This is a genomic window from Rhizobacter sp. P5_C2 (genome assembly GCF_054049715.1).
The window spans coordinates 19,191-38,426 of record NZ_JBFULV010000005.1 but is presented as its reverse complement, the minus strand read 5'-3'; the positions used below and the strand labels follow the sequence as shown (position 1 = coordinate 38,426).

Annotated in this window: 17 protein-coding genes; 11 read left to right on the top strand and 6 right to left on the bottom strand. The window is 68.4% G+C overall.

The features are described from left to right. Nucleotides 1–313 precede the first annotated feature (313 nt). From ACXJLU_RS02770 to ACXJLU_RS02735, 8 genes are all read left to right on the top strand, one after another. A complete protein-coding gene (locus tag ACXJLU_RS02770; RefSeq protein WP_457328954.1) occupies nt 314–2,260 on the top strand; it encodes an AMP-dependent synthetase/ligase in 1,947 nt (648 codons plus the stop codon). Further along, complete coding sequence (locus tag ACXJLU_RS02765) at nt 2,257–3,039, top strand: ABC transporter ATP-binding protein (RefSeq protein WP_073462875.1); 783 nt, start codon at nt 2,257–2,259, stop codon at nt 3,037–3,039. The genes ACXJLU_RS02770 and ACXJLU_RS02765 overlap by 4 nt, the downstream gene beginning before the upstream one ends. Then, complete coding sequence (locus tag ACXJLU_RS02760) at nt 3,039–3,968, top strand: branched-chain amino acid ABC transporter permease (RefSeq protein WP_457328953.1); 930 nt, start codon at nt 3,039–3,041, stop codon at nt 3,966–3,968. Before ACXJLU_RS02765 ends, ACXJLU_RS02760 begins: the two co-directional genes overlap by 1 nt. Before the next feature lie 146 nt (nt 3,969–4,114). After that, complete coding sequence (locus tag ACXJLU_RS02755) at nt 4,115–5,179, top strand: branched-chain amino acid ABC transporter permease (RefSeq protein WP_457328952.1); 1,065 nt, start codon at nt 4,115–4,117, stop codon at nt 5,177–5,179. A gap of 32 nt (nt 5,180–5,211) precedes the next feature. Beyond that, nucleotides 5,212–6,546, top strand: a complete 1,335-nt coding sequence (locus tag ACXJLU_RS02750; RefSeq protein ID WP_457328951.1) for an ABC transporter substrate-binding protein — start codon at nt 5,212–5,214, stop codon at nt 6,544–6,546. A gap of 16 nt (nt 6,547–6,562) precedes the next feature. Then, nucleotides 6,563–7,384 carry an ABC transporter ATP-binding protein gene (locus ACXJLU_RS02745; RefSeq protein WP_457328950.1) on the top strand — a complete coding sequence of 274 codons (822 nt, stop codon included), beginning with the start codon at nt 6,563–6,565 and terminating at the stop codon, nt 7,382–7,384. Nucleotides 7,385–7,396: 12 nt separating this feature from the next. Beyond that, nucleotides 7,397–7,690: a hypothetical protein gene (locus ACXJLU_RS02740; RefSeq protein WP_457328949.1), complete on the top strand. Its 294-nt coding sequence runs from the start codon at nt 7,397–7,399 to the stop codon at nt 7,688–7,690. Beyond that, nucleotides 7,690–8,964, top strand: a complete 1,275-nt coding sequence (locus tag ACXJLU_RS02735; protein ID WP_457329032.1) for a phenylacetate--CoA ligase family protein — start codon at nt 7,690–7,692, stop codon at nt 8,962–8,964. Before ACXJLU_RS02740 ends, ACXJLU_RS02735 begins: the two co-directional genes overlap by 1 nt. Here ACXJLU_RS02735 and ACXJLU_RS02730 read toward each other — a convergent pair whose 3' ends face one another. Together ACXJLU_RS02730 and ACXJLU_RS02725 are read right to left on the bottom strand one after the other, a co-directional pair. Beyond that, a complete protein-coding gene (locus ACXJLU_RS02730; RefSeq protein ID WP_457328948.1) occupies nt 8,965–9,942 on the bottom strand; it encodes a Bug family tripartite tricarboxylate transporter substrate binding protein in 978 nt (325 codons plus the stop codon). 35 nt (nt 9,943–9,977) lie between these two features. Then, nucleotides 9,978–11,219 (bottom strand): pyridoxal-phosphate-dependent aminotransferase family protein, encoded by a 1,242-nt coding sequence (locus ACXJLU_RS02725; protein ID WP_457328947.1) that lies wholly within the window; start codon nt 11,217–11,219, stop codon nt 9,978–9,980. A gap of 137 nt (nt 11,220–11,356) precedes the next feature. Here ACXJLU_RS02725 and ACXJLU_RS02720 point away from each other — a divergent pair, with 137 nt between their 5' ends. The 3 genes from ACXJLU_RS02720 to ACXJLU_RS02710 all read left to right on the top strand — a co-directional run bounded on the left by ACXJLU_RS02720 (nt 11,357) and on the right by ACXJLU_RS02710 (nt 16,191). Beyond that, on the top strand, nt 11,357–12,049 hold the full coding sequence (locus ACXJLU_RS02720; protein ID WP_457328946.1) for a GntR family transcriptional regulator: 693 nt from the start codon (nt 11,357–11,359) through the stop codon (nt 12,047–12,049). Beyond that, nucleotides 12,046–15,084, top strand: coding sequence for an FAD-binding and (Fe-S)-binding domain-containing protein (locus tag ACXJLU_RS02715; RefSeq protein ID WP_457328945.1), 3,039 nt, complete (start codon nt 12,046–12,048; stop codon nt 15,082–15,084). Before ACXJLU_RS02720 ends, ACXJLU_RS02715 begins: the two co-directional genes overlap by 4 nt. 135 nt (nt 15,085–15,219) lie before the next feature. Continuing rightward, a complete protein-coding gene (locus ACXJLU_RS02710) occupies nt 15,220–16,191 on the top strand; it encodes a tripartite tricarboxylate transporter substrate-binding protein (RefSeq protein ID WP_457328944.1) in 972 nt (323 codons plus the stop codon). 6 nt (nt 16,192–16,197) lie between these two features. Here ACXJLU_RS02710 and dtd read toward each other — a convergent pair whose 3' ends face one another. The 4 genes from dtd to tyrS are packed head-to-tail and all read right to left on the bottom strand — an operon-like array spanning nt 16,198 to nt 19,125. Beyond that, complete coding sequence (gene dtd, locus ACXJLU_RS02705) at nt 16,198–16,641, bottom strand: D-aminoacyl-tRNA deacylase (RefSeq protein WP_457328943.1); 444 nt, start codon at nt 16,639–16,641, stop codon at nt 16,198–16,200. Next, nucleotides 16,638–17,537, bottom strand: coding sequence for a cation diffusion facilitator family transporter (locus ACXJLU_RS02700; protein ID WP_457328942.1), 900 nt, complete (start codon nt 17,535–17,537; stop codon nt 16,638–16,640). The genes dtd and ACXJLU_RS02700 overlap by 4 nt, the downstream gene beginning before the upstream one ends. After that, complete coding sequence (locus ACXJLU_RS02695) at nt 17,537–17,893, bottom strand: DUF5329 family protein (RefSeq protein WP_457328941.1); 357 nt, start codon at nt 17,891–17,893, stop codon at nt 17,537–17,539. The genes ACXJLU_RS02700 and ACXJLU_RS02695 overlap by 1 nt, the downstream gene beginning before the upstream one ends. Before the next feature lie 5 nt (nt 17,894–17,898). Then, nucleotides 17,899–19,125, bottom strand: a complete 1,227-nt coding sequence (tyrS, locus tag ACXJLU_RS02690) for a tyrosine--tRNA ligase (protein WP_457328940.1) — start codon at nt 19,123–19,125, stop codon at nt 17,899–17,901. Nucleotides 19,126–19,236 lie beyond the last annotated feature (111 nt).

The following is a 19,236-nucleotide window of genomic DNA, read 5'->3' as shown; positions in this document are numbered from 1 at the left end:
GTTGAACGATGTCTCCGTTGACTTGTGCATACCACCATCCTGAAACTGCACCAGCGCCCCGACCTGGAAGCCTCGATCTCAGGCAGGCACTGTTCGCCAAGTCCCGAAGATGCGCTTCCACCAGCTGCGCTTGGGCGACGACCTCTTTCTCGAAGTCATCGCGAAGAATCCCGACGGCCTGCGCACGATCGGCGCGTAGCCGCGGGTAAGACCGAAGGGGGATGTCCCGAAGATTGTCGTCAGAACGACAACCTGGCGTCAAACTTGTTCGTACAGTCGTCGCAAACGGCAGGACACAACAAGGAGACACGCGGTGCTGACGACGTTCCCCCGTCTGATGCTCGACCATGCCGCGCAACGGCCGGACGCCCCGGCGCTGCGCGAGAAGGAGTTCGGCATCTGGCAGACGCTGAGCTGGGCGCAGCTCGCCACGCTGGTCCGCGAGCTCGCCGGCGGCCTGGCGCAGGCCGGCCTGCAGCGCGGCCAGCATGTGATCGTCGTCGGCGAGAACCGGCCGCGGCTGTACGCGACGATGCTCGCCGCGCAGTCGCTCGGCGCGATCCCGGTGCCGCTGTACCAGGATGCCGTCGCGACGGAGTTCGTGTTCCCGATCGTCAACGCCGGCGTCGCGTTCGCGATGGTCGAGGACCAGGAGCAGGTCGACAAGCTGCTCGAGATCCGCCCGCAGTGTCCCGCTCTCGCCCACATCTGGTTCGACGACCCGCGCGGGCTGCGTCACTACGACGAGCCCGGCCTGGCCTCGCTCGACGCGCTGGTCGCCGCCGGACGCCTCTTCAATGCCGCGCACCCGACGCAGGTCGACGACGAGCTGCAGCGCAACCGGCCCGAGGACGTGGCCGCGATGTTCTTCACCTCCGGCACCACCGGCCACCCGAAGGGCGTGGTGCACACGCATGCGAGCCTGATCGACCGGGCCCGCGCCGGCGCGCGCTTCGACAGGCTGACCGATCGCGAAGAGGTGCTCGCCTACCTGCCGCCGGCATGGATCGGCCAGAACGTGTTCTCGTACGCCCAGTGGCTGGCCTGCGGCTACGTCGTCAGCTGCCCCGAGTCGGCGGCCACCGTCGGCATCGACCTGAAGGAGATCGGGCCGACCTACTACTTCGCGCCGCCGCGCGTGTTCGAGGCGCTGCTCACCAGCGTGATGATCCGCATGGAAGACGCGAGTGCGCCCAAGCGCTGGCTGTTCCGGCGCTGCATGGCGCTCGCGCGGCGCATCGGCCCGGCGCGCATGGACGGGCAGCGCCTCGGCCTGCTTGATCGCATTGCGTACGGCCTCGGCAACCTGCTGATCTACGGCCCGCTGCGAAACACGCTGGGCCTGTCGCGGGTGCGCGTGGCCTACACCGCCGGCGAGGCGATCGGGCCGGACCTGTTCAGCTTCTACCGCTCGATCGGCATCAACCTGAAGCAGCTCTACGGCTCGACCGAGACCGCCGTGTTCGTCTGCCTGCAACCCGACCACCAGGCGCGCGCCGACACGGTGGGCGTGCCGATCGACGGCGTCGAGCTGAAGGTTGCTGCCGACGGCGAGGTGCTGGTGCGCTCGGCTGGGTTGCTGAAGGGCTACTACCGCAACGAGGCGGCCACCGCCGAGGTGCTGTCCGCCGACGGCTGGTACCGCACCGGCGACGCCGGCTTCCTCGACGCGCACGGCCACCTGAAGATCATCGACCGGGCGAAGGACGTCGGCCGGCTGCTGGGCGGCGCGAACGACGGCGCGATGTTCGCGCCCAAATATGTCGAGAACAAGCTGAAGTTCTTTCCGTACATCAAGGAGGCGGTGGCCTTCGGCGACCGGCGCGAGAAGGTCTGCGCCTTCATCAACATCGACATGGAGGCGGTGGGCAACTGGGCCGAGCGCCGCAACCTGCCGTACGCCGGCTACACCGACCTGGCGCAGAAGCCCGAGGTGTACGAGCTGGTGCGCGACTGCGTCGAGCAGGTCAACGCCGACCTCGCCGCGGACGAGAAGCTCGCCGGCAGCCAGATCACCCGCTTCCTGGTGCTGCACAAGGAGCTCGATGCCGACGACGGCGAGCTGACGCGCACGCGCAAGGTGCGGCGCGGCTTCATCGGCGAGCGCTACCAGGTGCTGGTCGATGCGCTGTACGGCGGTCGGGCCTCGCAGTACATCGAGACCGCGGTGAAGTTCGAGGACGGCCGCAGCGGCATGGTCGCGGCCGACCTGCGCATCGCCGACGCGAAGACCTTCGCCGCGGTCAGGAGCGCCGCATGACAAGACAGGTCGGCGACGTGATCCTCGACGTGAAGAACATCAGCCTGTCGTTCGGCGGCGTGAAGGCGCTGACCGACATCAGCTTCGACCTGCGCGAGCACGAGATCCGCGCCATCATCGGCCCGAACGGTGCCGGCAAGAGCTCGATGCTGAACTGCATCAACGGCGTCTACCAACCGCAGCAGGGCTCGATCGCGCTGCGCGGGCGCACCTTCCGCCACATGAACTCGCGCCAGGTGGCCGAGATGGGCGTCGCGCGCACCTTCCAGAACCTGGCGCTGTTCAAGGGCATGAGCGTGCTCGACAACATCATGACCGGCCGCAACCTGCGCATGAAGAGCAACCTGCTGCTGCAGGCGCTGCGCTTCGGGCCGGCCGAGCGCGAGGAGATCGAGCACCGGCGCGTGGTCGAACGCATCATCGATTTCCTCGAGATCCAGCCGTACCGCAAGACGCCGGTCGGCAAGATGCCGTACGGGCTGCAGAAGCGCGTCGACCTCGGCCGCGCGCTCGCGATGGAGCCGCAGGTGCTGCTGCTCGACGAGCCGATGGCCGGCATGAACGTCGAGGAGAAGCAGGACATGAGCCGCTTCATCCTCGACGTGAACGACGAGTTCGGCACGACCATCGTGCTGATCGAGCACGACATGGGGGTGGTGATGGACATCAGCGACCGGGTGGTGGTGCTCGACTATGGCAAGAAGATCGGCGACGGCACGCCGTCGGAGGTGCGCGGCAACCCCGACGTGATCCGCGCCTACCTGGGGGTTCAACACTGATGGGCTTTTTCCTCGAAACCCTGTTCGGCGGCCTGATGGCCGGCATGCTGTATTCGCTGATCGCGCTCGGCTTCGTGCTGATCTACAAGGCCTCGGGCGTGTTCAATTTCGCGCAGGGCGCGATGGTGCTGTTCGCGGCGCTCGCGATGGCGCGCTTCTCCGGCTGGTACCCGCAGTGGTTCCACTTCGAGAGCAAGCTGCTCGCGAACGTGCTGGGCTTCGTCACCGCGGCGGCGTTGATGGTGGTGGTCGCGTGGCTGATCGAGCGGCTGTGCCTGTCGCGGCTGGTCAACCAGGACGGCATCACGCTGCTGATGGCGACGCTGGGCATCGCGTACTTCCTCGACGGCCTCGGCCAGACGCTGTTCGGCAACGACATCTACAAGATCGACGTCGGCATGCCGAAGGAGCCGCTGCTGGTGCTGCAGGGCACGTTCGACGGCGGCGTGCTGATCAGCCAGGAGGACCTGGTGGCGGCGCTGGTCGCGGCCACGCTGGTCGCGCTGCTGGCGCTGTTCTTCCAGAAGACGGCCACCGGGCGCGCGCTGCGTGCGGTGGCCGACGACCACCAGGCGGCGCAGTCGATCGGCATCCCGCTGGATCGCATCTGGGTCATCGTGTGGTCGGTGGCCGGCATCGTCGCGCTGGTGGCCGGGATCATCTGGGGCAGCAAGCTGGGGGTGCAGTTCTCGTTGTCGCTGGTGGCGCTGAAGGCGCTGCCGGTGGTGATCCTCGGCGGGCTCACCTCCATCCCGGGGGCGATCCTCGGCGGGCTGATCATCGGCGTCGGCGAGAAGCTGTCGGAGATCTACCTCGGGCCGATGCTGGGCGGCGGCATCGAGATCTGGTTCGCGTATGTGCTGGCGCTGCTGTTCCTGCTGGTGCGCCCGCAGGGCCTGTTCGGCGAGAAGATCATCGACCGCGTATGACGCAGCGCGCCCGTCACCCCCACCCCGTTCGGGCTGAGCCTGTCGAAGCCTGCGGACAGCGCTTCGACAGGCTCAGCGCGAACGGTTTGTGCGCGCGGCACTTCGACAAGCTCAGTGCGAACGGTTGAGTGAAATCGGACTAGACCATGCTGTACAGAGAAAACGGCCAGTTCAAGACCAGCTACCGCGCCGACCAGCAGATCTTCCCGGTGCTGCAGGACCGCATCGCGATCCTCGCGCTGCTGGCGGTCGCCTTCGTCGTGCTGCCGCTGACCGCCCCCGAGTACCTGTTCCGCGCGATCCTGATCCCGTTCCTGATCCTGTCGCTCGCGGCCCTGGGCCTCAACATCCTCGTCGGCTACTGCGGCCAGATCTCGCTCGGCACCGGCGCCTTCATGGCGGTCGGCGCGTACGCGGCCTACAACTTCCAGGTGCGCATCCCGGGCATGCCGCTGATCGCATCGCTGCTGCTCGGCGGCGTGTGCGCCACCGGCGTCGGCGTGCTGTTCGGCATCCCGTCGCTGCGCATCAAGGGCCTGTACCTCGCGGTCGCGACGCTCGCCGCGCAGTTCTTCACCGACTGGGCCTTCCTGCGCATCAGCTGGTTCACCAACAACTCCTCGTCCGGCTCGGTCAGCGTGTCGGGCCTGAACGTGTTCGGGCTGCCGATCGAATCGCCGGTGTCGAAGTACCTGCTGTGCCTCGTGTTCGTCAGCGTGTTCGCATTGCTCGCGAAGAACCTGGTGCGCGCGAGCATCGGCCGCGAATGGATGGCGATGCGCGACATGGACGTCGCCGCCGCGGTGATCGGCATCCGCCCGATGTACGCGAAGCTCACCGCGTTCGCGGTCAGCTCGTTCATCGTCGGCGTGGCCGGCGCGCTGTGGGGCTTCATCCACCTCGGGGCCTGGGAGCCGGCCGCCTTCAACATCGACCGCTCGTTCCAGCTGCTGTTCATGGTGATCATCGGCGGGCTCGGCTCGATCAGCGGCAGCTTCATCGGCGCGGCCTTCATCATCCTGCTGCCGCTGCTGCTGAACCAGGTGCCGCGCTGGTTCGACATGCCGCTGTCGACCGCGCTCGCGTCGCACCTCGAGTCGATGATCTTCGGCGCGCTGATCGTGTTCTTCCTGATCGTCGAGCCGCACGGGCTCGCACGGCTGTGGTCGACCGCGCGCGAGAAGCTGCGGCTGTGGCCCTTCCCCCATTGAGCTCGCATTCAACAACCACAACGGAGACAGACATGGAATTCAAGTCGTTCGCACGGGTTGCCGCGATCGCCGCGGTGGGTTGGGCCGGCCTGCTTGCGGCGCCAGCCGCGCAGGCGCAGGCCAAGGAACAGTTCTTCCCGCTGCTCGTCTACCGCACCGGCGCCTACGCGCCCAACGGCACGCCGTGGGCCAACGGCAAGCAGGATTACCTGAAGATGATCAACGCCCGCGACGGCGGCATCAACGGCGTCAAGCTGAGCTTCGAGGAATGCGAGACCGGCTACGCGACCGACCGCGGCGTCGAATGCTACGAGCGCCTGAAGGGCCGCCCCGGCGTGACGCTGTTCGACCCGCAGGCCACCGGCATCACCTTCGCGCTGACCGACAAGGTGCCGGCCGACAAGATCCCGCTGATCACGCTCGGCTACGGGCTCGCGGCGTCGCAGGACGGCGGCGTGTTCAAGTGGAACTTCCCGCTGATGGGCTCGTACTGGACGGCCGCCGACATCCTGATCCAGCACATCGGCAAGAAGGAAGGCGGGCTCGACAAGCTGAAGGGCAAGAAGATCGCGCTCGTCTACCACGACTCGCCGTTCGGCAAGGAGCCGATGCCGCTGCTGGAAGAGCGCGCGAAGACGCACGGCTTCGAGCTGGTGAAGATCCCGGTGACCGCGCCCGGCGTCGAGCAGAAGTCGGCGTGGCTGCAGGTGCGCCAGCAGAAGCCCGACTACGTGCTGCTGTGGGGCTGGGGCGTGATGAACTCGACCGCGCTGAAGGAGGCGATCGCCACCGGCTACCCGCGCGAGAAGATGTACGGCGTGTGGTGGGCCGGCGCCGAGCCGGACGTGAAGGACGTCGGCGATGCGGCCAAGGGCTACAACGCGCTCGCGCTGAACACCTCGGGCCAGCAGCCGAAGGTGATCCAGGACATCCTGAAGTACGTGCACGACAAGGGCCAGGGCGCCGGCCCGAAGGACGAGGTCGGCTCGGTGCTGTACACGCGCGGGCTGATCATCCAGATGCTCGGCGTCGAGGCGGTGCGACGCGCGCAGGAGCGCTACGGCAAGGGCAAGGTGATGACCGGCGAGCAGGTGCGCTGGGGGCTGGAGAACCTGGCGCTCGACCAGAAGAAGCTCGACGCGCTCGGCTTCGCGGGCGTGATGCGGCCGGTCAGCACCTCGTGCCTGGACCACATGGGCACCAGCTGGACGCGGGTGCACACCTGGGACGGCAGCAAGTGGAATTTCAGCTCCGACTGGTACCAGGCCGACGAGCAGATCCTGAAGCCGATGGTGAAGGCGGCAGCGGACAAGTACGCGGGCGACAAGAAGCTGACGCGCCGCACGCCTGAGGACTGCCAGAGCTGATGTGGGAACTGATGCCATGAACGCGCCGGTCTTGCTCAACGTCAACGGCATCGAGGTGATCTACCACCACGTGATCCTGGTGCTGAAGGGCGTTTCGCTGCAGGTGCCCGAGGGCGGCATCGTCGCGCTGCTGGGCGGCAACGGCGCCGGCAAGACGACGACGCTGCGCGCCGTCAGCAACCTGCTGGCGGGCGAGCGCGGCGCGGTCACCAAGGGCAGCATCGAGCTGCGCGGCGACCGCATCGAGGCGCTCTCCACCGCCGAGATGGTGAACCGCGGCGTGGTGCAGGTGATGGAAGGCCGGCACTGCTTCGCGCACCTGACGATCGAGGAGAACCTGATGACCGGCGCGTACACGCGACGCGACGGCAAGGCCGCGATCGCGCAGACGTTGGAGAAGGTCTACGGCTACTTCCCGAGGCTGAAGACGCGGCGCGGCTCGCAGGCGGCCTACACCTCGGGCGGCGAGCAGCAGATGTGCGCGATCGGCCGCGCGCTGATGGCGAACCCGAAGATGGTGCTGCTCGACGAGCCGTCGATGGGCCTCGCGCCGCAGATCGTCGAGGAGGTGTTCGAGATCGTGAAAGACCTGAACCAGCGCGAGCACGTGACCTTCCTGCTGGCCGAGCAGAACACCGCGATGGCGCTGCGCTATGCCGACCACGGCTACATCCTCGAGAACGGCCGCGTCGTGATGGACGGTGCGGCGAAGGCGCTGGCCGAGAACGAGGACGTGAAGGAGTTCTACCTCGGCACCGGCGGCGCGAAGGACGACGTGGAACGCAAGAGCTTCCGCGACGTGAAAAGCTACAAGCGCCGCAAACGCTGGCTGAGCTGAAGGGAGACGACGATGTCCGATGATTTCTTGGCGCCACCGGCCTTCAAGCCCGACGAGACGCTGGTCACGCTGAAGCGCCAGCTGCGCGAGCTGAAGCCGCTGGCCGAGCGCGGTGCGGCGTTCGACTGGAAAGGCAAGCCGGTGCTTCAGCTCGCGAGCGATGCCGCAGCGATCACCGCGCGCATCGCGCGCCGTCCGATCACGACGCCGGAATGGGACACGCAGGTGCTGAAGAGCGGCGCCGACGTGCGCAAGCTGGTCGACGAGATGCGCAAGCGCCTGGCCCGCTGGGCGGATGACGAATGATGGCGGCCTTCTTCGACGCCCTCGAAACCCGCGAGCCGGCCGAGCGCGAGCGCGCGCTGTTCAGCGCCCTGCCCGCGCTGCTGGCCCATGCGCAGGCCCATGCCCCGGCGTTCGCCGCGCTGCCGAGCGGCCTGCAGGCCGACCGCGTGACCGATCGCGCGGCACTCGCGGCCCTGCCGGTCACGCGCAAGAGTGAACTGCTCGCGCGCCAGCAGGCCGAGCGCAGCAGCGGTGTCGTCGACGATGTCTTCGGCGGCTTCTCGACCATCGGCTGGCGCGGCCTGCGCCGCCCGAACGGCGCGCGCCGGGTGTTCCAGTCGCCCGGGCCCCTCTACGAACCCGAGGGCGAGGCCACCGACTACTGGCGCGCGGCCCGCGCGCTGCATGCCGCCGGCTTTCGCGCCGGCGACCTGGTGCACAACAGCTTCAGCTACCACCTGACGCCGGCCGGCTCGATGATGGAAGGCGGCGCGCTCGCGATCGGCTGCACCGTGTTCCCTGGCGGCGTCGGCAACACCGAGCTGCAGTTGCAGGCGATGCGCGAGCTGCGGCCGCACGGCTACGTCGGCACGCCGAGCTTCCTGAAGATCCTGGTCGACAAGGCGCTCGAGGCGGGCGGATCGCTCGGCTCGGTGCGGCGCGCGCTGGTCAGCGGCGAGGCCTTTCCAGCGGCGCTGCGCGACTGGCTGCGCGGCCACGGCATCGAGGCTTACCAGTGCTATGCGACGGCCGACCTCGGGCTGATCGCGTACGAGACCGAGGCCCGCGAAGGGCTGGTGCTCGATGAAGGCGTGATCGTCGAGATCGTGCGGCCCGGCACCGGCGACCCGGTGCCCGAGGGCGAGGTCGGCGAGCTGGTGGTCACGACGTTGAACCCGGACTACCCGCTGGTGCGCTTCGGCACCGGCGACCTGTCGGCGGTGCTGCCCGGCCGCTGCCCGACCGGGCGCACCAACACCCGCATCAAGGGCTGGATGGGGCGCGCCGACCAGACGGCCAAGGTGCGCGGCATGTTCGTGCACCCGTCGCAGGTGGCGGAGGTGCTGCGGCGCTTTCCGGAGATCGCGCGGGCGCGGCTGGTGGTCAGCGGCGAGATGGCGAGCGACCGCATGACGCTGCGGGTGGAGGTGGCCGGCGGTGCCGAGGGCCTGGCCACGCGCATCGCCGACGCGATCCGCGACGTGACCAAGCTGCGCGGCGACGTGGAGCTGTGCGCGCCGGGCAGCCTGCCGAACGACGGGCGCGTCATCGAGGACGCGCGCAAATACGACTGATCAGGTGTCCGACTTGACGTTGCCTTCCTTGACCACCTTCGCCCACTTCGCGATCTCGGTGTGGATGAACGCGGTGAACTTCTCCGACGACCCGCCGCCATCTTCGGCACCGTAGCTGTCGAGCCGCTCCTGCACGTCGGGCATCGCCATCACCTTGTTGGCGTCCTCGTTGATCTTCTGCGCCAGCCCCTTCGGCAGCTTGCCCGGGCCGACCAGGCCGTACCAGGTGGTGGCCTCGAAGTCAGGGAAACCCTGCTCGGCCATGGTCGGCACCGTCGGGTGGCCCTTCGCGCGCTTGATGCGCGTCTGCGCGATCGCGATCACCTTGCCGCCCTTCACATGCGGCGTGGCCGCCGTCATCGTCTCGAAGCAGTAGTTGATCTGCCCGCCGATCAGGTCGGTGATGGCCGGCGCACTGCCCTTGTACGGGATGTGCAGCGCATTCACCTTCGCACTCAGCTTGAACATCTCCAGCGCCAGGTGCTGCGCCGAGCCCGAGCCGGCCGATCCGAAGCTGATCTCGCCGGGCTTGGCCTTGCACAGCGCGACGATGTCCTTGACCGTGACGGCCGGCTGCATCGTGCCGGCGATCAGCAGGTTGGGCGTGACGCCGACCAGCATGATGGGCACGAAGTCGCGCTCGACGTTGTAGTTCAGCTTGGGCTGCAGGCTGGGCGCCAGCGCATGGCTGTTGATGTGCGCCATCAGCAGCGTGCTGCCGTCGCTCGGCTGCTGCGCCACGTAGTCGGCCGCGAGCACGCCCGCGACGCCGGCCTTGTTCTCGATGATCACCTGCTGGCCCCACATCACGCCCAGCTTCTGGCCCAGCACGCGGGCCAGCGCATCGGTGCCGCCGCCGGGCGGAAAGCCCACGATGATGCGGATCGGGCCCGAGGGCAGTCCCTGCGCGAACAGGCGCGGTGCCCCGAGGCTGGCGACCGTGCCGGCCGCGGCCTGGAGTAGCGAACGACGTTGCATGCGAACCTCCTTGACTGTTATGGGATGCGGTGTCTTCAGGCAGCGGCCTTCAGGGCCGGGCTCTGTGGATGCGAAGAGAAATAGTCCATCGCCGCCTGCACGCCGCTGCCCGCGGTGACGACGCCCGACAGCTTCAGCCCCATCTCGACGCCCGACAGTGCCGCCATCAGCGTCAGGTCGTTGCAGTCGCCGAGGTGGCCGATGCGGAACATGCGGCCCTTGACCCGCCCGAGCCCGGTGCCGAGCGACAGGTCGAAGCGCTGGTGGATCAGCTTGCGCAGCACGTCGGCGTCGACGCCCTCGGGCGTGATCACGCCGGTCAGCACCGGCGAGTACACCGCCGGGTCGGCGCACTGGATCGGCAGCCCCCAGGCCCGCACCGCGCTGCGCACCGCCTCGCCCCAGCGCTGGTGGCGGGCGAACACGCTGTCGAGCCCCTGGTCGAGCAGCATGTCGAGCGCCTCGCTCAGGCCATACAGCAGGTTGGTGTTCGGCGTGTAGGGCCAGTAGCCCGACTTGTTCATCTCGATGATCTCGTCCCAGGCCCAGAAGGCCTTCGGCAGCGTGGCCTTCCTGCTGGCCTCGATCGCCTTCGGCGAGACCGCGTTGAAGCTGATGCCCGGCGGCAGCATCAGGCCCTTCTGCGAGCCGCTGACGGTGACGTCGACGCCCCAGTCGTCATGCCGGTAGTCGGCACTGGCCAGGCCCGAGATCGTGTCGACCAGCAACAGCGCCGGGTGCTTCGCGGCGTCGATCGCGCGGCGCACCGCGGCGATGTCGGAGGTGACGCCGGTCGAGGTTTCGTTGTGCACCACGCAGACGGCCTTGATCGCGTGGCCGCCATCGGCGCGCAGGCGCTGCTCGATCAGGTCGGCCTGCACGCCGTGGCGCCAGCTGTTCGGCAGGCCGGTCAGCGCATCGGTGCCGGGCAGCGCGAGGAACTCGGGCCTCAGGCCCAGCCGCAGCGCCATCTTCTGCCACAGGCTCGCGAAGTGGCCGGTCTCGTACATCAGCACCGCGTCGCCCGGGCTCAGCACGTTCGCCAGCGCCGCCTCCCACGCGCCGGTGCCGGACGCCGGGTAGATCACCACCGGGTGGCGCGTGCGGAACACCTGCTGGATGCCCGAGAGCACCTTCAGCCCCAGCACGCCGAACTCCGGCCCGCGGTGGTCGATGGTGGGCAGGCTCATGGCCCGCAGGATGCGATCCGGCACCGGGCTGGGCCCGGGGATCTGCAGGAAATGACGGCCGCTGGGATGCTGGTCTAGCGCGATCATGACGACTCCTGACGAGGTCCGAATGCGATTTAGTTTTGCATACAAAATTCATTTGTCAATGGTTGTCACCCGCGATGGCATCCGTATGATGACCATCGACCTGCACAGAAAATGAATACAAATTCAGAAAGCTCGCCATGGCCGACATCATTTCCATCCCCCGCCAGGTGCTGCACCAACAGGTGTGCACGCGGCTGCGCCAGCTGATCGTCGAGAACCACATCCCGCCGGGCAGCAAGCTCAACGAGCGCGCGCTGTGCGAGGAGCTGAAGGTGTCGCGCACGCCGTTGCGCGAGGCGATCAAGATGCTGGCCGCCGAAGGCCTGGTGGACCTGCTGCCGAACCGCGGCGCGGTCGCGATGGAGCTGTCGGCGCAGGACATCGCCGACACCTTCGAGGTGATCGCCGGGCTCGAAGGCCTGTCGGGCGAGCTGGCCGCGCAGCGCATCACCGACGCCGAGCTGGCCGAGATCCGCGCGCTGCACTTCGAGATGCTGGCCGCCTACACGCGGCGCGACCTGCCGACCTACTACAGCATCAACGCGGTGATCCACAAGCACATCAACGCGGCCGCGCGCAACCCGGTGCTGACGCAGACCTACGGCACGGTGAACGCCCGGCTGCAGGCGCTGCGCTTCCGCTCGAACTGCGACGAGGCCAAGTGGGCGCGCGCGATGAGCGAGCACGAGCGCATGATCGAACTGCTGTCGGCACGCGATGGCGCCGGCCTGCACCGGCTGCTGGTGCAGCACCTGCTGAACAAGCGCGACGTGGTGCTCGAGCTGATGAAGCACGGCGAACTCGATTCCTCCCCGAAGGTGTCCGCATGACTGCATTGGTCGATGTCGATGTCGCCCGCGAGGCCGGGCGCTCGTTGCGCGATTTCGGGTCGCCCGAAGCCGCCGAGCTGGCGAAGCGGCTCTCTGCCCACACGCAGGGCGAGACGCTGTTCGACATCGCGTCGCGCGGCCGCTATGCGACCGATGCGTCGATCTACCAGATCATGCCGGTCGGCGTGTTCGTGCCGCGCACCGCGCAGGACATCGGCATCGCGATCGACATCGCGCGCGACCTGAAGATCCCGCTGCTGCCGCGCGGCGGCGGCACCTCGCAGTGCGGCCAGACCACCGGCGCGGCGCTGGTGATCGACACCAGCAAGCACTACCGCCGCGTGCTCGCGTTCGACCGCGACGCGATGACGGTGCAGGTCGAGCCCGGCATCGTGCTCGACCACCTGAACGCGTTCCTGAAGCCGCACGGGCTGTGGTACCCGGTCGACGTGTCGACCAGCGCGCAGGCCACGCTGGGCGGCATGGCCGGCAACAACTCCTGCGGCTCGCGCAGCATCGCCTACGGCAACATGGTGCACAACGTGCTCGCGGCCGAGGCCTGGCTGAGCGACGGCAGCAACGTGCGCTTCGGCCGCGTCGACCAGCTGGACGCGAAAGAAGCCGCGATCGCCGATTTCGTGCGCGAGCTGGCGAGCGCCGAGCGCGACGAGATCGACCTGCGCTGGCCGAAGGTGATGCGCCGCGTCGGCGGCTACAACCTCGACATCTTCCGTCCGCAGAGCGAGCGGCCCTACACCAGCGACGGCAGCGTCAACCTCGCGCACCTGCTGATCGGCGCCGAGGGCACGCTCGGCTTCACGCGCACGCTGACGCTGAAGCTCGCGCCGCTGCCCGGCAACAAGGTGCTCGGCGTCGTCAACTACCCGAGCTTCCACGCGGCGATGGATTCGGCGCAGCACATCGTGAAGCTCGGCCCGAGCGCGGTCGAGCTGGTCGACCGCACGATGATCGAGCTGTCGCGCGCGAACCCGGCCTTCCGCCCGACCATCGACGCGGCGCTGATCGGCGAGCCACAGGCAATCCTGCTGGTGGAATTCAGCGGCGACGACAAGGCGGTGCTGCTGGCGCAGCTGAAGCAGCTGGTCGAGCTGATGGGCGAACTGAAGCTGCCCGGCAGCGTGGTCGAGATGCGCGACGAGGCGCCGCAGAAGGCCTTGTGGGAGGTGCGCAAGGCCGGCCTGAACATCATGATGAGCCTGAAGGGCGACGGCAAGCCGGTCAGCTTCATCGAGGACTGCGCGGTGCCGCTCGAACACCTGGCCGAGTACACCGACGCGCTGACCGAGGTGTTCCGCCGGCATGGCAGCAAGGGCACCTGGTATGCGCACGCCTCGGTCGGCACGCTGCACGTGCGGCCGATCCTCGACATGCGGCAAGGCGGCCCGGGCGGCGGCGCGCACAAGATGCGCTCGATCGCCGAGGAAGCGAGCGCGCTGGTGCGCAAGTTCAAGGGCGCCTACAGCGGCGAGCACGGCGACGGCCTGTGCCGCGGCGAGTGGATCGAATGGCAGTTCGGGCCGCGCATCAACGAGGCCTTCCGCGCGATCAAGCAGCACCTCGACCCGATCAACCTGATGAACCCGGGCAAGATCATCGACCCGCCGAAGATGGACGATGCGAGCCTGTTCCGCTATGCGCCGGGCTACAAGACCATCGCGCTGAAGCCGGTGTTCGACTGGTCGGCCTGGAACGTCCAGAACGACCCGGCGACCGAAACCACCACCGCGCCCGGCACCGGCGGCGACACGAGCGGCGGCTTCGCGAAGGCCGTCGAGATGTGCAACAACAACGGGCACTGCCGCAAGTTCGACGCCGGCACCATGTGCCCGAGCTACCGCGTCACGCGTGACGAGCAGCACCTGACGCGCGGCCGCGCGAACACGCTGCGCCTCGCGCTGTCGAACCAGCTCGGCGAACAGGGCTTCGCGAGCGACGCGGTGCGCGACGCGATGGACCTGTGCGTCGGCTGCAAGGGCTGCAAGCGCGACTGCCCGACCGGCATCGACATGGCGAAGATGAAGCTCGAGTTCACCGCGCACGACAAGGCGCTGCACGGCCACACGCTGAAGGACCGGCTGATCGCGCACCTGCCGGCCTATGCGCGGCTCGCGAGCGCCGCACCGTGGCTGTTCAACCTGCGCGAGACGCTGCCCGGCGCCAAGGGGCTGGCCGAGCGCTGGCTCGGGCTGTCCGCCAAGCGCAGCCTGCCGCGCTTTCGCCGCGACACCTTCCGGCGCGTCGCGCCGCACATCGGCCTCGCCACGCGCGCCGACGTGCTGAAGGCCGACAAGCCGGTCGTGCTGTTCGTCGACACCTTCAACGGCAGCTTCGAGAGCGAGAACGCGACCGCCGCAGTGCGCGTGCTGCAGGCGGCCGGCTACACCGTGCATGCCGCGAGCCGGCCGGGCGCGGCGTTGTGCTGCGGGCGCACCTACCTGGCCGCCGGCATGCCGGAGCGGGCGAAGGCGAATGCGCGCGAGCTGCTGAAGGCGCTGCTGCCGTTCGCGCAACGCGGCATCGCGATCGTCGGGCTCGAGCCGTCGTGCCTGCTGACGATGCGCGACGAGATGCTGGTGATGGGACTGGGCGACGACGCCAAGGTGCTGGCCGACCAGGCGCTGCTGCTCGAGGAGTTCCTCGCGCGTGAGGCGATCGCGGGCCGCTTCGCGCCGCGCTTCAAGCCGGCGGCGCAGGCGATGCGGGTGCACGGCCACTGCCACCAGAAGGCGTTCGGCGCGATCCAGCCGGTGCTCGACGTGCTGAAGCTGATTCCCGGCGCGCAGCCGACGCTGATCGAGAGTTCGTGCTGCGGCATGGCCGGCAGCTTCGGCTACGAGGCGAGCCACCACGAGGTGTCGATGCAGATGGCCGAGCTGAGCCTGCTGCCGGCGGTGCGCGAGGCGCCGGACGCGATCATCGTCGCCGACGGCACCAGCTGCAGGCACCAGATCGCCGACGGTGCGCAGCGCGAGGCCCTGCACGTCGCCCGGGTGCTGGCCGACCACCTTGCTTGAGCCGACCACCATCACGTTACCAATGGCCTTGCGTCGCCTCCGGGTTACGTAGTTTCCGCCATGCCGGTGCCTCGGAGCTTCCTTAAGCTCGGGCCTTCTGACTCACCGACACGCTTGCTCGAAAGGAACACGACCATGAAGAAACTCCTGCTGGCCGGCGCCGCACTGCTGACGGCGACCGCCGCCCTGGCCGAGTACCCCGAGAAGCCGGTGACCATCGTCGTCCCGTTCTCCGCCGGCGGCCCGACCGACAAGGTCGCGCGCGACCTGGCCGAGGCGCTGCGCAAGCCGCTGGGCGGCCAGGTCATCATCATCGACAACGTCGGCGGTGCCGGCGGCACGCTGGGCGCGACCAAGGTCGCGAAGGCCTCGAACGACGGCTACACGCTGCTGCTGCACCACATCGGCATGAGCACCTCGCCGGCGCTGTACCGCAACATGCAGTACAAGACGCTGGAAGACTTCGAGTACCTCGGCATGATCAACGAGGTGCCGATGACGCTGATCGGCAAGCCCTCGCTGCCGGCCACCAACTACGCCGAGCTGACCAAGTGGCTCGATGCGAACAAGGGCAAGATCAACCTGGCGAACGCCGGGCTCGGATCGGCCTCGCACCTGTGCGGCCTGCTGTTCATGAGCACGACCAAGGTCGACATGACGACCGTGCCGTACAAGGGCACCGGCCCGGCGATGACCGACCTGCTCGGCGGCCAGGTCGACCTGATGTGCGACCAGACCACCAACACCACCAGCCAGATCGCCGGCGGCAAGGTGAAGGCGTTCGCGGTGACCAGCACCAAGCGCCTGACGACGCCGGCGCTGGCCAAGCTGCCGACGCTCGACGAATCGGGGCTGAAGGGCTTCAACGTCAGCATCTGGCACGCGCTGTACGCGCCGAAGGGCACGCCGAAGGCCGTCACCGACAAGATCAATGCGGCGCTGAAGATCGCGCTGAAGGACCCCGACTTCATCCACCGCGAAGAAGGCCTGGGCGCCGTCGTGATGACCGACGCGCGCGTGAACGGCCCGGAGCACAAGAAGTTCGTCGAGGCCGAGATCAACAAGTGGGGCCCGATCATCAAGGCCGCCGGGCAGTACGCCGACTGAGTGGTTTCAGGCCCGCAACGTGATCGGGATGGTCACCGGGCCGTCGTTGACGAGGTGCACCTTCATGTCCGCCCCGAACTCGCCGCTGGCGACGTTCGGGTGCTGTGACCGCGCAGTGGCGAGCACCCGCTCATAGAGTTCACGCCCCAACGCCGGCGGCGCCGCGGCAGTGAAGCTCGGCCGGTTGCCGCCCGAGGTGTCGGCCGCCAGCGTGAACTGGCTGACGATCAGCAGCCCGCCGCCGATGTCGGTGACGCTGCGGTTCATCTTGCCGTTCTCATCGCCGAAGATGCGCAGCTTCAGCAGCTTCGCGACCAGCTTGTCGGCAATCGCCGGCGTGTCGTCCGGCTCGGCGCACACCAGCACCAGCAGGCCGGCGTCGATCGCGCCGATCACCTGCCCGGCCACCTCGACGCGCGCCTGCGACACCCGCTGCGTGATGGAGATCATCGCGCCAGCCCGTCGGCGGACTGCGCCTCGACATTCGTCGGCAGCAGCTGGATCGACGCCCGCAAGCCGGGCACGTCATGCATCAGCGCCTGCTCGACATCGGCGCGCAGCGCGGCCGCGCGACCGAGCGTCCAGTCGGCCGGCACGTGCATGTGCATGTCGATGAAGCGCCGCTGCCCCGCGCGCCGCGTGACGACGTGGTCGAAGCGGATCGGGTGGGGGGCGAACTGCGCCAGCGTGCCGTCGATCTGTTCGCGGATCTCGGGCTCGACCGCGCTGTCCATCAGCCCCTCGATCGAGCGCCACGCCAGGTGCCCGCCTTCGCGCAGGATGTTCAGCGCGACGCCGATCGCGAGCAGCGGATCGAGCCACAGCCAGCCGGTCAGCTTGGCCAGCAGCAGGCCGGCGACGACACCGGCGGAGGTCCACACGTCGGTCATCAGGTGGCGCGCGTCGGCCTCCAGCACGATCGAGCGGTGCTGCCGCGCGCCGGCCATCATCCGCCAGGCCAGCAGCCCGTTGATCGCCGAGCTGGCGACCGACAGCGTCAGGCCCCAGCCGAGCGATTCGAGCGGCTGTGGGTGCGCAAAGCGCTGCACCGCGGCCCAGACGATGCTCACCGCGGCCGCGGCGATCAGCATGCCTTCGAAGCCGCTCGAGAAGTACTCCGCCTTCGTGTGGCCCGACGGATGGTCTTCGTCGGCCGGCCGCCGCGCGATGTTCACCATCAGCAGCGCGAACAGTGCCGAGGCCAGGTTGACCACCGACTCCATCGCGTCCGACAGCAGCCCGACCGAGCCGGTGACCCACCACGCCCAGGTCTTCAGCCCGATGGTCGCGAGCGCCGCGACCACCGACAGGCGCAGCAGTGCCTCGACACCCATCGGCGTGCCCATCAGCGGTCCATGCGCTTGAGTTCGTCGCCGAGGAACTGCGCCACGGGCAGGCTGCGGCCGTCGGCGAAACGGATCTGGTAGGCCTGCCCGGTGGTGCTGGAGCGGCTCGCGATCTCGTCGATGAACTGCTGCGCGGTGGTGACGTGCTCGCCCATCTTGTCGAACTTGCCGCGCAGGAACTTCGCCGCATCGGCCGGCGAATAGGCGCTGCCGTTGCGGACGAATTTCAGGCCGGTCTGGCCTGCGACGTAGGCGATCAGCCGCTCGATGCGCGCCCGTTCGGCCTCGGACGGCGCGGCCTGCGCAGTCGACGCGAATGCAGCCGCCAGCAGGACGAGGACGATCCGCCGCCGCATCGCGATCAACCCAGCGTGACGCGCGCGAACTTGCGCTTGCCGACCTGCACGACGTAGCTGCCGGCGTTCAACTTCAAGCCCTTGTCGCTGACCGCGTCACCGTCGACGCGCACGCCGCCGCCTTCGATCAACCGCCCCGCCTCGCTGGTCGACGGCGCGAGGCCGGCCTGCTTCAGCAGCGCGGTGATGCCCAGCGGCGCGCCCGACAGCGCGACCTCGTCGATCACATCGGGGATGCCGCCCTTCGCCCGGTTGTTGAAGTCGGCCTCGGCCGCCTCGGCCGCCGCCGCGCTGTGGAAGCGGGTGGTGATCTCCTTGGCGAGCAGCACCTTCGCGTCCTTCGGGTTGCGCCCGCCGTCGACCGCGGCCTTCAGCGCCGCGATCTCCGCCTCGGGGCGGAAGCTCAGCAGCGTGAAGTACTTCCACATCATCGTGTCGCTGATCGACAGGATCTTCGCGAACATGTCGTTCGGCGCGTCGGTGATGCCGATGTAGTTGTTCTTGCTCTTCGACATCTTGTCGACGCCGTCCAGCCCCTCGAGCAGCGGCATCGTCAGGATGCACTGCGGCTCCTGGCCGTACTCGCTCTGCAGCGCACGGCCCACCAGCAGGTTGAACTTCTGGTCGGTGCCGCCGAGCTCGAGGTCGCTCTTCAGCGCGACCGAGTCGTAGCCCTGCATCAGCGGGTACAGGAACTCGTGCACGCTGATCGGCGTGCCGGCCTTGAAGCGCTTCGTGAAATCGTCGCGCTCCATCATGCGGGCCACCGTGTAGCGCGACGCGAGCTGGATCATGCCGCGCGCGCCCAGCGGATCGCTCCACTCGGAGTTGTAGCGGATCTCGGTGCGGCTCTCGTCCAGCACCAGCGCGGCCTGCCGGTAGTAGGTCTGCGCGTTGGCCTCGATCTGCTCGCGCGTCAGCGGCGGGCGGGTGCTGTTGCGCCCCGACGGGTCGCCGATCATCGACGTGAAGTCGCCGATCAGGAAGATCACCGTGTGCCCCAGGTCCTGCAGCTGGCGCATCTTGTTCAGCACCACCGTGTGGCCGATGTGGATGTCGGGCGCGGTCGGGTCCAGCCCGAGCTTGATTCGCAGTGGCACGCCGGTTGCTTCAGAGCGTGCGAGCTTGTTCAACCATTCGGCCTCGGGTAACAGCTCGTCACAGCCCCTCAATGACACCGCCAGCGCCTCGCGCGTGCGGTCGGTGATCGGAAAAGGCGGCTGGGCGGACATGGTTTTCGGGGCCGGTTGCAGAACGAACTTGTGGGGGTATTCCGGGATTAGCGCCAGAAACATTGGCGCGGAAGTCGGTGGCTATACTGCGCCGCTTCCGGGTGCCGGCCC